General features: G+C 42.2%; 15 protein-coding genes. 3 read left to right on the top strand and 12 right to left on the bottom strand.

Going from position 1 to position 13,542, the window contains the following annotated elements; genetic code table 11:
- Nucleotides 1-6: 6 nt before the first annotated feature.
- The 8 genes from I6E24_RS02930 to I6E24_RS02895 all read right to left on the bottom strand — a co-directional run bounded on the left by I6E24_RS02930 (nucleotide 7) and on the right by I6E24_RS02895 (nucleotide 5,899).
- Nucleotides 7-264: a hypothetical protein gene (locus I6E24_RS02930; protein WP_217718188.1), complete on the bottom strand. Its 258-nt coding sequence runs from the start codon at nucleotides 262-264 to the stop codon at nucleotides 7-9.
- Between the two features lie 27 nt (nucleotides 265-291).
- Nucleotides 292-1,569 carry a PcfJ domain-containing protein gene (locus I6E24_RS02925; RefSeq protein ID WP_235326089.1) on the bottom strand — a complete coding sequence of 426 codons (1,278 nt, stop codon included), beginning with the start codon at nucleotides 1,567-1,569 and terminating at the stop codon, nucleotides 292-294.
- A gap of 2 nt (nucleotides 1,570-1,571) precedes the next feature.
- The gene (locus I6E24_RS02920; RefSeq protein WP_235326087.1) at nucleotides 1,572-1,997 is read right to left on the bottom strand and encodes a PcfK-like family protein; all 426 of its coding nucleotides are present in this window, start codon (nucleotides 1,995-1,997) and stop codon (nucleotides 1,572-1,574) included.
- A gap of 11 nt (nucleotides 1,998-2,008) precedes the next feature.
- The gene (locus tag I6E24_RS02915; RefSeq protein ID WP_235326085.1) at nucleotides 2,009-2,257 is read right to left on the bottom strand and encodes a DUF6926 domain-containing protein; all 249 of its coding nucleotides are present in this window, start codon (nucleotides 2,255-2,257) and stop codon (nucleotides 2,009-2,011) included.
- 22 nt (nucleotides 2,258-2,279) lie between these two features.
- Nucleotides 2,280-2,663, bottom strand: a complete 384-nt coding sequence (locus I6E24_RS02910; protein WP_394800352.1) for a hypothetical protein — start codon at nucleotides 2,661-2,663, stop codon at nucleotides 2,280-2,282.
- Nucleotides 2,664-3,118: 455 nt separating this feature from the next.
- Entirely contained in the window at nucleotides 3,119-3,367 is a 249-nt protein-coding gene (locus tag I6E24_RS02905; protein ID WP_235326081.1) for a hypothetical protein, read from the bottom strand.
- 542 nt (nucleotides 3,368-3,909) lie between these two features.
- Nucleotides 3,910-4,974 (bottom strand): butyrate kinase, encoded by a 1,065-nt coding sequence (gene buk, locus I6E24_RS02900; RefSeq protein WP_235326079.1) that lies wholly within the window; start codon nucleotides 4,972-4,974, stop codon nucleotides 3,910-3,912.
- Nucleotides 4,975-4,987: 13 nt separating this feature from the next.
- Complete coding sequence (locus I6E24_RS02895; RefSeq protein ID WP_235326077.1) at nucleotides 4,988-5,899, bottom strand: phosphate acyltransferase; 912 nt, start codon at nucleotides 5,897-5,899, stop codon at nucleotides 4,988-4,990.
- 79 nt (nucleotides 5,900-5,978) lie between these two features.
- Here I6E24_RS02895 and I6E24_RS02890 point away from each other — a divergent pair, with 79 nt between their 5' ends.
- A complete protein-coding gene (locus I6E24_RS02890) occupies nucleotides 5,979-7,745 on the top strand; it encodes a gamma-glutamyl-gamma-aminobutyrate hydrolase family protein (RefSeq protein ID WP_235326075.1) in 1,767 nt (588 codons plus the stop codon).
- 62 nt (nucleotides 7,746-7,807) lie between these two features.
- Here the strand turns inward: I6E24_RS02890 and gluP are convergent, their stop codons facing one another.
- Nucleotides 7,808-9,019, bottom strand: a complete 1,212-nt coding sequence (gluP, locus tag I6E24_RS02885) for a glucose/galactose MFS transporter (RefSeq protein WP_235326073.1) — start codon at nucleotides 9,017-9,019, stop codon at nucleotides 7,808-7,810.
- 100 nt (nucleotides 9,020-9,119) lie between these two features.
- Nucleotides 9,120-10,649, bottom strand: a complete 1,530-nt coding sequence (locus I6E24_RS02880) for a Gfo/Idh/MocA family protein (RefSeq protein ID WP_235326071.1) — start codon at nucleotides 10,647-10,649, stop codon at nucleotides 9,120-9,122.
- Nucleotides 10,650-10,962: 313 nt separating this feature from the next.
- Here I6E24_RS02880 and I6E24_RS02875 point away from each other — a divergent pair, with 313 nt between their 5' ends.
- Together I6E24_RS02875 and I6E24_RS02870 are read left to right on the top strand one after the other, a co-directional pair.
- Nucleotides 10,963-11,190: a winged helix-turn-helix domain-containing protein gene (locus I6E24_RS02875; protein ID WP_204401657.1), complete on the top strand. Its 228-nt coding sequence runs from the start codon at nucleotides 10,963-10,965 to the stop codon at nucleotides 11,188-11,190.
- A gap of 1 nt (nucleotide 11,191) precedes the next feature.
- On the top strand, nucleotides 11,192-11,413 hold the full coding sequence (locus tag I6E24_RS02870) for a winged helix-turn-helix domain-containing protein (protein ID WP_235326069.1): 222 nt from the start codon (nucleotides 11,192-11,194) through the stop codon (nucleotides 11,411-11,413).
- A 172-nt stretch (nucleotides 11,414-11,585) separates the two neighbouring features.
- Here I6E24_RS02870 and groL read toward each other — a convergent pair whose 3' ends face one another.
- Together groL and I6E24_RS02860 are read right to left on the bottom strand one after the other, a co-directional pair.
- Nucleotides 11,586-13,223 (bottom strand): chaperonin GroEL, encoded by a 1,638-nt coding sequence (gene groL / locus I6E24_RS02865; protein WP_235326067.1) that lies wholly within the window; start codon nucleotides 13,221-13,223, stop codon nucleotides 11,586-11,588.
- 36 nt (nucleotides 13,224-13,259) lie between these two features.
- Nucleotides 13,260-13,532, bottom strand: coding sequence for a co-chaperone GroES (locus I6E24_RS02860; protein WP_154043459.1), 273 nt, complete (start codon nucleotides 13,530-13,532; stop codon nucleotides 13,260-13,262).
- Nucleotides 13,533-13,542: the final 10 nt, after the last annotated feature.

Below are 13,542 nucleotides of genomic sequence, written 5' to 3'. Positions count from 1 at the left end.
TATCAATTAAAATTCAACAATCAGTAATCTGTTCTCCAAACATTGGTCGGGGTCGGATGCCTTCTTCTGCGTCACCCATAAATGGTGTGCGCCATACCCAAAGGCGAAAAGGACATTGAAAAGTTCCTTTCGGGCGAACACCTCCATTACACCCCTTACATCCTGCTCGTTCTTTGTCAGCACAAGCGTGTTCAACAGTTCAAGGAACATTTCGGGCAGCTCCTCGTGCCATCCGAAAACCATATTTTCTATTTTCACTTCCATATCATTAACTATTAGTTTGTTATACGATTATGCCACCTGCTTCATCCGCTGCCGTATCTGCTCGGCATTGTCCTCCACCAACTTGATGATGCGGTCGTGGTATTCGGTGTTGGAGTTGCATACGCCTCTGCATTGTACCACCTTCATCTGTGACAATGACACTTCTACCGTTTCAATCCGCTTTCCGTTGATGGTGGCGGAAAGTATAAGGGAATCCTTCTTTGTATGGTATCTTCCCACGCAATGGTGCATCGCCCTGCCCTCCAAAATCATATCTTTGACACTCTCAATCACTTTGACGCAGATTACACCGTCTGAAAAGGACAATCCGAAAAATCTCCCTTTGCTAAGCAGGTAGCAATGTTCTTTTGAAAGGAATTTTGGAGTGTTGCCGTTCATTTCCTTTTCCAATTCCCTTTCAACCACCTTTCTGCACGCCTTGTCATGCTCGCGGGATAGGTTTTGAGGGCATACATATTTCATGTTTCTGACATCCTTTCCCAAATACTTCAGCGCATCAATGTAGTCACACCATGTCACGGCGTCATGTACCTTATATCCGTTTCTATTGCAAATACGGATAGACTGCCAATAATCTTCCACATTCTCTTTGGGATGCTCCATGAAATGCCGCAAAAGTTTGGTCTGTCCTGTCTTTAGCAGGGTTTCCATTCTGTTGTCTGTCAATAGCGTATGGAAGAAATTCAGAGGTGACTGACCGTAAAAGGACTTTTTGAATCCCCTTTTTCTCAGTTCATGGGTAGCGGACATGAACGGACAGACAGTCCCCGAATGGACAAGATTGAAGATGTGGTTTTCTTTCCTCAATTCCAACGGAGTATAGAACAGCCACAAGTCATAATATAAAGTGCCCATCGTTTGCCGCAACCTTGTGAAAGTTACATGTTCCCCGTTGGGGGCAATCCACCTTTGCATAACTTCCGCCCATTCATATTCTGCGGGTTTGCCGACTCTCAACGAGCATTTTACCATGACAGACCTTACGACTTGGTAATCTTTGCAGGCTGTTATCACCGTGAAATATCCACAATCATTGAAAATCCTTTTCCTGCCCTCGTGTATCGTCAGCCTTGTGCCGCAGTGCGGACATTTCTCATGCTTGCGCTTCGTGTCCGACTTCCATTGATGACCGCATTTGGTGCAGGTTACAATCTTCTTGGCGGATTTATGCCCGACATGATTGATACTGTGCTCCAATCCCCATTGTATCTGCTTGCTTGTAAGGGGTTGCAGGTTCTTGCTCGCTTCTACGATATTGCGTTGGAATTTATTCTTAGGTTTCATAATCAAAAGTCAAATAATGAAGGTTGTACTTGGGTTTCTTTTTTCGCTGTCTGCTTGTTCCGGCTCTGCAACTTGCGCAGTTCTTCGGCTTGGTATTGGCGGATGGCTTGCTGCCGTGCTTCCGCCTTTTCCTCGTCAGTCAGTTCCATGTCGTGGCATACCATCACTTGGCATTGCAGGGGCTTGCCGACTTCGATGTCGTCCTCGTCAAAATAGTGTACCGCTTGGGATATGACCTCACCCCCTGTCATGCCGATGGCGTTGCCTCCGTCACATTGGCTTTTCGCCCAATGCAATAGATAGGTTACACACTCGTCAATGTTCTTGTTCGGTTTGCTGTAACTTGCCGCAAACAGCTTGTCCTCGGCTGCACGTTGTTCCAAATAGGCTTGGATTGTACGCTTGAAATGGTCTGTTGTCTTGTTCATATCGTCAGATTTTAGATGTTGTCATTCGTGTAAAGTATGTCGCAGTCCTCCACTTCGGCTGGAAGTCCGAAAAGGGGATAACGTGAGAAATAGGGCTGTGCGTTGCCTTCTTCGTCCGTAAGGGGTGAGACAATCTGCACGTTCCACTTGCTCTGCCACTCGTCAATCATGCGGATTTCCTCGTCCGTCAGTCCCGTCATGTCACCGTTGATGATGTACCCCAAACTCCATGTGGGTATCTTTTCCGTTGTCTTGTTCATAAGGTTCTCTTTTGATGGGTTGTCAAATGGTTTCTTTCAAAATCTCTCTCCAATAGATTGGCTCTACCTCGCTTAAAAGGAAGTCAATGAAGTCCTTTTTTGCATCCTTGCACAACTCCTTGTACATTTCTCGGAATGTGCTGAAATTGCCGTTAATGTACGTTTCCACCATATACTCAAAGATGTTGTCCACCTCGTAAAACCTGCATTGCTGCGCTGCCGTCTTGCTGTTTCTTTTCGCCATATCCTTATGAATTAAAGGGTTAATAACCAAATGAATGTCCAAATAATTGTCACTATTGAAAGTAGTGCGGTGAGGATGCCGAACATGAAGTTCAACACGCCCAATAGGATTTCCCCTGCGATGCCTACCGCCAAACCTCCTGCGCAAAGGGTAATGCCCCATGCCGCTCTCGCTACTGCGGACAATACTTTCCGCAAAGCCTTTCCGATGTCGTTCAATGTCATTCTCATATCTTCCAATTTTTAAGTTGTTGTTACTTGTCTTGCTCGGATGGGAGGTCGGGTCGAGTCCTTTTTCTTTTCGCCTCTCCGTATGTCCGATGTTTCCTTGTGACGTCTTCCGACCGCGCATCGGTCGTTTTCGTTTCGGGGGCCATGCAAAGGTTAGGGAGTAGGTTCAGCAAATTTTTTCGACAGAATACTACCTGAGCTTGCGAAGTGTGGAGATTGTGGCTAAAAAATTTGTGTTCCTAATCCCGTCTTTACCTTTGCCCCTGCAACGAAAATGACCCACTGATGCCGTCTGGAATGGCGGCATGGGAATATCGGCATACTTGCTGGAGAGGCGGGAAGGAAAAGGGGAAGCATAGAGGATGGCGCAATGCGCCACGGGGAAGTTCAAAGGGCGGCGCAACGGACAAGGGGAAAGCCCCGCTTTCCTGCCGCCGTGACAGAAGTCCTGCAACCGTCATTGTCATGCGTGCATGGCTTGCGGTTGCAAGTTTTCTGCCGACGGCACATGTCTTCAAACGGTCTTGTCTGCCATGCCCGGTTTGGCAAAAGCATGGCAAGACGGTTTGAGGACAGGGAAGACATGACAGCCGGAAATAGTCGCAGGTGCAGATTCACGCTTGCCGTGCCCTGCATCCGGCGGCATTTCGGCTGCCAAAAGAAGACGAGAAAAAGAAAATGGATAAAACGGACTTGTCCGTTCTGCACAAGCATATAAAAGAAGTGCCCACGACGATGGCGGTGTCACTTGTGACATTGTGGTCGTCGTGGGCTTTTCTTTGCTTGTGCCGTTTCTGAAATGGGCTTACGCACATCAAGCCGGAAGCCGTTTTCAGAACGAGGTAACGGCAATATCCCTAAAAAATAGGTAATGATTTGGTGCTATGGGATAAAAAATGTATCTTTGCAAATACGAAAGAGTTGTTTGAATCTATGAGGTAAACCGCAGCAAGTCAGAGCGTTCTGAATGTCGCTAAATCGTTACCTAAAATCTCACACTCTTCAATTCCATTCTGTGTATCAATCAGATACAGCTTTTTTAATTATCCTCGGCAAAGATAATACAAACCGAGTGAAGTACAAAGTGAAAACAAAGTTTTCGACTTTTAATTCCGAGGTGCAGGCTATCTTATATAAAGATACGAAAAACTCTCAAAACATGACAAAAGAAGGACAAACTATTTCGGATTATACACCTGTAATGGCAGTTCTCCACGTAACGCGCCAAGTGCATTCATGGCCAATGCCCCCATCTCGTCCTCACCCGGAATAACTATTACCGGAGCCAGTCCGTCTATCCAAGAGGATATTCCGGACACGACATAATTTTCGTGGGCCATACCTCCAGTAAGTATAATAGCATCTGTTTTCTGTCTCAAGGCAATGTGCATGCTACCTATAGTTTTTGCTATATTATATACCATGGCTTGCATAACATTACCAGCATGTGTATTGCCAGACTTAATTTCTGCCACTATATTTCTTACATCTGTTGTTCCAAGGTGGGCATATAATCCTCCATGACCATTTATCTTCTTTAGAATCTCATTATATGAATATTTAGAGCTAAAACATAAATCAACCAGTTGCCTAGTAGGTATGGAGCCAGCTCTTTCTGGGCTGAAAGGGCCGTCACCATCAAGAGCGTTATTCACATCTATCACCCTACCATTAGAATGTGCGCTAATTGAAATACCCCCTCCCAAATGTACCACTATAAGATTTAAATCCTCATATCTGCTTCCAACGCTTTCAGCATATCTGCGTGATACAGCACGACTGTTTAATGCATGAAAAATTGATATACGGGATATTTCCGGTATTCCTGTAAATCGTGCCAAATCATTCATTTCATCAGTTACCACAGGATCGGCAATATATGCGGGACAATTACATTCTTTGGCAATCTCATCTGCTATTAATGCCGCAAGATTGGAAGCATGTTCCTTTTGTGAGTGCATCAAATCGTATTTAATCTTTTCATCAACCAGATAGACTCCCCCCTGGGTAGGTTTAAGCAATCCGCCACGACCTATCACAGCATCAAACTCAAGATTGAAACCTGCCTCTTCCAAAGAATTGATAATGGTTTCCTTTCTGAAATCATGCTGATCGCTTACATGTGAAAACCGTGACAGTTCATCAGCCTTATGATATATACTTTCAAACCACAACTGATTTTCATTATTATAAACAGCAACTTTGGTTGATGTTGATCCGGGATTAATTACAAGTATTTTCATATAAATATCAGATTTATTTTCCTGCCAGACATGCCAGTACAAGACTGTAGTATTTTGAATTACCGGAATCGCTTCGCGATGGGACAACTACCGGAGCAATAGTACCCGTAAGCATTCCGGCCATGTTGGCATCTCCAAACAGGGATAGTGTTTTATAAAAGGTATTTCCAGACTCGATATTGGGGAATATCATAACATCAGCATTGCCGATAACCGGTGATGACATTCCTTTAATTTCTCCACTATGAGCGTCACAAGCTGTCTTGGCATCCATCGGACCGTCAACGTAAACCTTACCCATTTTACCTTCCGAGGCCTCTTTTTTCAGTTCAGTATAACAAATGGTATGAGGAAATTTGGCATTCACCTTCTCCGAACAGTGTATAAGAGCGACACGCGGCTCCTCCATTCCAAGTCTGTTACATATCTTGATATCGTTCATTATCATGGCCCTGAACTGGTCTAATGTAGGTTTGGGAATTACGGCTGCATCCGAAAAGAACAATAATTTATGATAAAGCGGAATCTGAGCGACTGCTACATGACTGAGGACTCCACCAGCAGGAAGCAACCCTCTCTCCTTATGAAGAACAGCCCTTAAAAGATTATCTGTATTGATCAATCCTTTCATAAGTACATCAGCCTCACCAGAACGGACTAGTTCCACAGCCAAGGCTGCTGCATCATCCGGACTGGGAGCAGTATAGACACGAACAAAATCAGGAGATGCGGCATAAAGACTATTCGAGATGTCAACGTGATCAACATCAGTCACCAAAAGATATTCGGCAATTTCTTCTCTCAGACTTCTTATTATAACATATTCGGTGTGTGGATCATTAGGACAGACAACGGCAACCCTGCATCGCTTATTGCTTAAACGCAGCCTGTTTACCATTTGGGAAAGTGTTCTTACAGGTTCCATAGTGTGTTATTTTAAACAAATATCCGAAATAAATCCGATTTTTCCGTATATTTGTCAGAGTTATAATAAAGATTAACGTATGAAAACGTATAATACATTCGATATACAGGCTGATTATGACTATTTGCATAGCAAATTGCCATCCGACAAACTACGTCCGATAATTGGCATTACCGCCAACGTAAGCGATGGAAACGTATCATTGTTTCCGGGATATTTCAAATCAATATACGAAGCAGGAGGTATTCCTCTGGTTATCCCTCCTTCTGATGACTTGACCATTCTGCCAAATCTGCTTGATTCTTTAGACGGAATACTTCTCAGCGGAGGCGCAGATATCAATCCGCTATTTCTGGGAGAAGACCCGGTGAGGGAACTCCACAATATCAATCCTTACCGTGACCGCCAGGAACTGATGATTGTGAAAATGGCTGCCGACAGACAGATTCCGGTTCTCGGTATTTGCAGAGGAATCCAGACAATGACTGCCGCATTGGGAGGTACTCTATATCAGGATATCTACTCACAGGCCGATGGCAAACTGATAAAACACAGCCAAGACCTTGACAGATCATACGCATCGCACACAGTAAATATAGATGAAGACAGTCTGCTTGCCGAAATTATGGGTCAAACAGTATTGCCCGTAAATTCTTTCCACCACCAGGCAGTCAAGGAACCGGCTCCAGGATTCAGGGTATGTGCACGTTCAAACGACGGAATCATAGAAGCTGTGGAAAGCACTGAATACAAATCGATGCTCGGAGTTCAATGGCATCCGGAATGTTTTATCCTTAACGGGGACAGAAGTATGATGCCTCTATTTGAATGGCTGATAAAAGAATCATCATCATTCAAGGAAGCGAAAAGGATTCATCAGAGGATTCTGACACTAGATACCCATTGCGACACCCCTATGTTTTTCGGTCAGGGAATAAACTTTGCCACTAGGGACAAAAAGATAAAAGTAGACCTGCATAAAATGACTGAAGGAAGACAGGATGCCACAATCATGGTGGCATACATTCCTCAGAAAGAACGTACGGACGAGGCTCTGCTTGCAGCGACAGCAAAAGCTGACAGACTGCTGAACGAAATGGAGAAAATGGTGGCTGAAAACTGTACGGCAGTAGATATTGCCTATACCCCGTCAGACCTCTACCGTCTGAAAATGGAAGGTAAAAAAGCTATTATGCTCGGTATAGAAAACGGTTATGCCATAGGCAAGGACATCACCAACGTGGAACGTTTCAGAAGGAGAGGTGTGGTGTATATGACTCTATGCCACAACGGGAACAACAACATATGCGGCTCGGCAAGATATAATGACGAAAATCTCGGTGTAAGCAAGTTCGGCGAAGATGTTATACGCGAAATGAACCGCACGGGAATGATGATAGACCTGTCACACAGCGGTGAAAGAAGTTTTTACGACACTTTGGAGATAAGCCAGGTGCCTGTTGTATGCTCACACTCGTCATGCCGCTCGCTATGTGACCATCCACGAAATCTGACCGACGAACAGATAAAGGCCATTACCCGCAAAGGTGGAGTGATACAGGTTTGTCTTTACAGCGGTTTCCTCCGCTCTGACCGCGAAGCTAATATCCTTGATGCAATAGAACATCTTAATCACATTGTAAATCTGGCAGGTACAGACCACGTGGGAATAGGAACCGATTTCGATGGTGACGGCGGCATCATAGGTTGCAATGATTCTTCAGAACTGATTAACTTTACCCGAAGACTGATGAAAGAAAGATATAACGAAGAAGACATCAGAAGAATATGGGGAGGCAACTTCCTGCGCGTAATGGAAGAAGTTCAAAAACACTCTTCTTTATAAAATCAAAAAAGCCTTTTGAAAACCGTTTGCAAAGAGTTTTCAAAAGGCTTTTTGAATATTAATTACTTAGTACGTATCTTACAGCCATACATTGCATAATACAATATAAACAAAAAACAAGGTAAGCACAACCAATATGCCTGTTGTGGACCATAAGAATCCTTCAACCATCCATAAACGGTCGGTATTACAGCTCCTCCAAACATAGCCATTATAAGAAGTGAAGAACCAGTCTTTGTGAAAGGACCAAGATCTGCTATTGCCAAAGGCCATAAAGCAGGCCACATCAGAGAACATCCCAATGCCATAAGTGATACAAAATAGATGGATATGTGAGAAGGAGTCATAACAACCAGCAATGAACCCGCTATGGCAATAATAGAACAGATTTTCAATGCTGTAGCCTGATTTATATAACGCGGTATAAGAATTATACCACAGATATATCCGATAACAATTCCTATAGGTGCTATCCAAGCATAATTAGCAGCGCCTGAAAGGCCAATGGAATTAGCATAATCGACAAGCGTTCCCAGTGATACCGTCTCAACACCTACATATAGAAACAATGCAACACAGCCTAACAGCAGATGAGGGAATTGGAATACGGAGCTTTTAGATGAAGTGCACGAATCATCTGCCGTTTCGGATGATGAAGAATCTTCTCCTTCAGCCTTTACTTCAGGCAATGGAGCCAAGAGCGCTATGATGCCAAGAAATATAAAAGCAAATATAATTATTCTAAATGGAGACTCAAGGTCGGAAATTCCGATAGCGCTGACATCCTTACCGATAAGCCACACAATGAATATTGAAGGAATAGGCCAGGCCAGCTTATTACATATTCCCATAATACTGATTCTCTTTGCAGCACTCTCCAAAGGACCAAGAATTGTAATGTAAGGATTTACCGATGCCTGCAGATAGGCATTGGCTGCTCCACTCACAAAAGAAGCCAAAAGAAACAAAGTAAAACTGCTGTCATTGGCAGATAAAATAAAAAGATAAAAAGCAATTGCAAATATGAAAAAAGACAATGACATAGTCTTCTTATACCCTATAGCCTTTATTGTCAATCCTGCGGGATAACCAAATATAAGGAATGGTATAAAAGTAGCGGCAATTATCAGGTACGAAGCTGCATTGGATATCTCCAAAGAGCCCTGCAATACAGGAACAAGCAATGAATTTATACCTAAAGCAAAACCTATGGCAAAAAACATTATTCCTATAAATGACAAAGGTATTATTGTATTATTTCTATTGAAAGACATAATGATATATTATTTAGGTAAAGAAATAAAACGAGTGTAGGTTCCGCATAAAATATAACGGGACCTACACCAAATATATTTTATTTAAAAATTTTACAGATTATTCTGCCCACTCTTTTGCTCCGGCTTCTTTCAGCTTGGCTGTATAAGCCTTAGCCTTTTCGATTGAAACAGCCTCATCTTCAGGAGAAGCATAAGCATGTCTGTATCCATTAATCTTATTCCAGTCACCACGTGTGAAATCCGGAAACTCTACAGGAGCACAATTATTATCCATTGATAACTCACCAAGTTCTGCAAGACAACACCATTCTGCTAGGTCGTAAACATCCATATCCAGCGGCAAACCGTTCTGCAGACAGTAAACCAAACGGGCATCCATAATGAAGTCCATACCTCCATGGCCACCTACTTCCTTAGCCATCTCACCATACTTTTTCAATATAGGATGTCTGTATTTATCTACCAAAGCATTCATTTCCTTTTCAGGCAAGAAACTATGGGCATTCAAATTATCAACTTCCGGTTGAAGGCCTGAAGCCTCAAGCTGATCACCACCAACAGCATATCCTTCGATAGGATATTTGTTTGCAAAACCTTTTGTACCTGTAAGTTGATAAAGTCTGTTGTATGGCTGAGGAGTCATTACATTATGTTGGATTTCTATCACCTTGCCGTTCTCAGTACGTATCAGAGTAGTAGTGTGGTCTCCATTTCTGAAATTCTCACATACAGAATCAGCAGCAGCTTTCACCCATGCCTTACCGTTTACTGATTTAGTATCCATTGCCACAAGAGTCTTCATTCTGTCTCCACGATGGATATCCAAAGCCTGAGCAACAGGACCAAGTCCGTGAGTGGCGTAAACGTCACCACGATGACGCATATTATAATCCAAGCGCCATCCCAACTTATCAGACTCACCGTCCTTCCAGTAATACTCCCAGAATGGACTTAAATCATGAATGTAAGCACCCTGAGCACGTATAACCTCACCGAAAACTCCCTGTTGTGCCATGTTCAATGTATTCATTTCAAACCAGTCATAGCAGCAGTTCTCAAGAATCATACAGTGTTTCTGATATTTTTCGCTCAAGTTCACCAAACTCCAACACTCATTAAGATTCATTGCAGAAGGAACCTCAATAGCAACGTGCTTACCATTTTCAAGAGCACATTTAGCAACAGGGAAATGATGTAACCAGTCTGTAGCTATATAAACCAAATCAATATCTTCCCTTTTACACAACTCCTCATATCCTTTTTCACCTGAATAGATCTCTGCCTTAGGCAAAGAAGCATTCTTCAGATATTTTTGACAAGCTTCAGCGCGCGAAGCTTCATAATCGCATAAGGCTACAATGTGTGTTCCCGGTATGTGAGTGAAACGCTCAACAGCACCAGGGCCACGCATACCCAATCCAACAAAACCAACTCTGACAACTTCCATTTTAGGAGCTGTAAGACCTAAAACACTCTTTTGACCGGATTCACGTTCAGGAGTTTTCACAACAATGGTACCACCATCCCATTTCCATTCGGTTCCATGTTCATTGACATTAACCTTACTGGTGTCTGTAGTACAGGCACAAAAAGCCACGCACAAGATTAAGAATAAAATTTTTTTCATCGTATTATAATTTAACCCTCACATTAATAAAACAAATTTCCGCAAGGTTACGGAGGGGTTCACCTACAGAAACGAATTCGGGTGTAAAGGTAGTAATATTTTATCAAATGTTCTAATGTTTTAAATCAACAAGAATGTAAATATTATAGAAATATAGTTGACAAAAACATACTATTTTATTATATAGTACTAAAAAATATCAGATAAAGATTACAACATATTTAAAAAAAACATATATTTGGGGAAAAGCATGACTTTATTTTTATTGGACTATGTGCGATAACTGTATTTCTTAACCTAAATAATTAAAGATATGGATGTACAAAGTATAGGAAAATGCGCAGGTGAAGTATGGCAATTACTTAATGGCGAACACCGTAAATGGTCTTACAGTGAGATCAAAAAAACTTCTGGATTGTCAGACAGAGAATTAAATGCAGCCATAGGATGGCTGGCAAGAGAAGGGAAACTCAACATTGAGGAAACCCAGGTTGGTAAAAGAAACATACTTTACGTAGAACTGAATTTTTTTATTGGATAATATGGATAAACACATTATTGGAGAAAATGCCGGTATTATATGGAAACTACTGAACAACGGCGAACGTTGGGAATACGATAAGCTTAAAGCAGTTTCCGGTATGTCCGACAGAGACCTTAATCTGGCCATAGGATGGCTGGCTAGGGAAGACAAGATATTCTTTGAAAGGAATAAGGATGACAACAAGGAATATCTGTATTTATCACTAGATTTGTACTTTTAAGACAATATTGTCTAATATAAAAAACAACGCATGAATAACATCTTTATGAAATTCATGCGTTGTTTTTGTCTTTACTCCAGAATGCATATGTTATATTAAATATAAGACTCCTGCCAAACATCAGTCCGACAGGAGTCTAATATCAATATTTTATGTGATTAAAAGGGGAAGATTACATCATGCCACCCATGCCGCCCATTCCTGGAGCACCCATTGGCATTTCAGGTTTGTCTTCTTTCTTTTCAACAATTACACATTCAGTAGTCAAGAACATACCTGCTATTGAAGCTGCATTTTCAAGAGCAACACGAGTTACTTTTGCAGGATCTACTACACCGGCAGCATGCAAATGTTCGTAAACGTCAGTACGTGCATTGTAACCGAAGTCACCTTCACCTTCACGTACTTTCTGTACCACTACAGCACCTTCCTTACCTGCGTTAGCTACAATCTGGCGAAGAGGTTCCTCAATAGCACGTTTGATGATTTCGATACCTGTTGTTTCGTCAGCATTGTCACCCTTCATGCCTTCCAATGCATCGATAGCACGGATATAAGTTACACCACCTCCAGGTACGATACCTTCTTCGATAGCGGCACGGGTTGCGCACAAAGCATCGTCAACACGGTCTTTCTTTTCTTTCATTTCAACCTCGCTGGCAGCACCTACATAAAGAACTGCTACACCACCTGACAATTTAGCTAGACGTTCCTGAAGTTTTTCCTTATCGTAGTCAGAAGTAGAGTTCTTGATTTCAGCCTTAATCTGGTTGATACGTTCCTGAATAAGTTCCTTGTTTCCTGCACCGTTTACGATAGTAGTATTTTCCTTAGAAACTGTAATCTTATCGCAAGTACCAAGCATTTCAAGAGTAGCCTGTTCAAGTTTCAAGCCCTTTTCTTCGCTTATCACGATACCACCTGTCAATACAGCGATATCTTCAAGCATTGCCTTACGACGGTCACCGAAGCCCGGAGCCTTTACAGCACAGATCTTCAACTGTCCGCGCAGACGGTTAACTACAAGTGTAGTCAATGCTTCGCTGTCAACATCTTCTGCAATAACCAACAAAGGACGTCCGCTCTGAACTGCAGGTTCAAGGATAGGCAAGAAGTCTTTAAGATTAGAAATCTTCTTATCGTAAATCAACACGTATGGATGTTCCATTACGCATTCCATTTTTTCTGTATCAGTTACGAAGTAAGCAGACAAGTAACCGCGGTCGAACTGCATACCTTCTACTACACCGATTGTAGTGTCAGTACCCTTAGCTTCTTCGATAGTGATAACACCATCTTTAGAAACCTTACGCATAGCATCTGCAATAAGTTTACCGATAACAGGGTCATTGTTAGCAGAAATAGTAGCAACCTGTTCAATCTTGTCATAGTTGTCACCAACAGTTTCAGCCTGTGACTTGATAGATTCTACAACTTTAGCAACAGCCTTGTCGATACCACGTTTCAAATCCATTGGGTTAGCACCTGCTGTAACGTTCTTCAAACCTACACCAACGATAGCCTGAGCCAATACAGTTGCAGTAGTAGTACCGTCACCTGCATCATCACCAGTCTTTGAAGCTACAGATTTTACAAGCTGTGCACCTGTGTTCTGGAATGCGTCTGCCAATTCTATTTCTTTTGCTACTGTCACACCGTCTTTAGTGATATGAGGAGCACCGAATTTCTTTTCAATTATTACGTTACGTCCTTTAGGACCAAGTGTTACTTTCACTGCGTTAGCAAGTTCGTCTACACCTTTTTTCAACTGATCGCGAGCGTCGATGTTGAAGAGAATATCTTTTGCCATAATTGTCTAAATTTTTAAGATTGTTGATTATTAATATTATTCCACTACAGCTAGAACGTCACTCTGACGCATCATCAGGTATTTTACACCTTCATGTTCGATTTCAGTACCAGAATACTTTCCGTACAAAACAGTATCATTAACTTTCAATACCATTTCTTCATCTTTAGTACCGTTACCAACTGCAATCACTTTACCCTGCAATGGTTTTTCTTTTGCTGTATCAGGAATGATGATACCACCTATAGTTTTTTCTTCTGCCGGAGCAGGAAGGATCAGAACTCTGTCTGCTAATGGTTTAATAGTCATAATCGTATAT

Source organism: Bacteroides caecigallinarum, assembly GCF_021530995.1.
GTDB lineage: Bacteria > Bacteroidota > Bacteroidia > Bacteroidales > Bacteroidaceae > Phocaeicola > Phocaeicola faecigallinarum.
The sequence above is the reverse complement of the archived record's forward strand: the minus strand, read 5'-3'. Positions and strand labels throughout refer to the sequence as shown.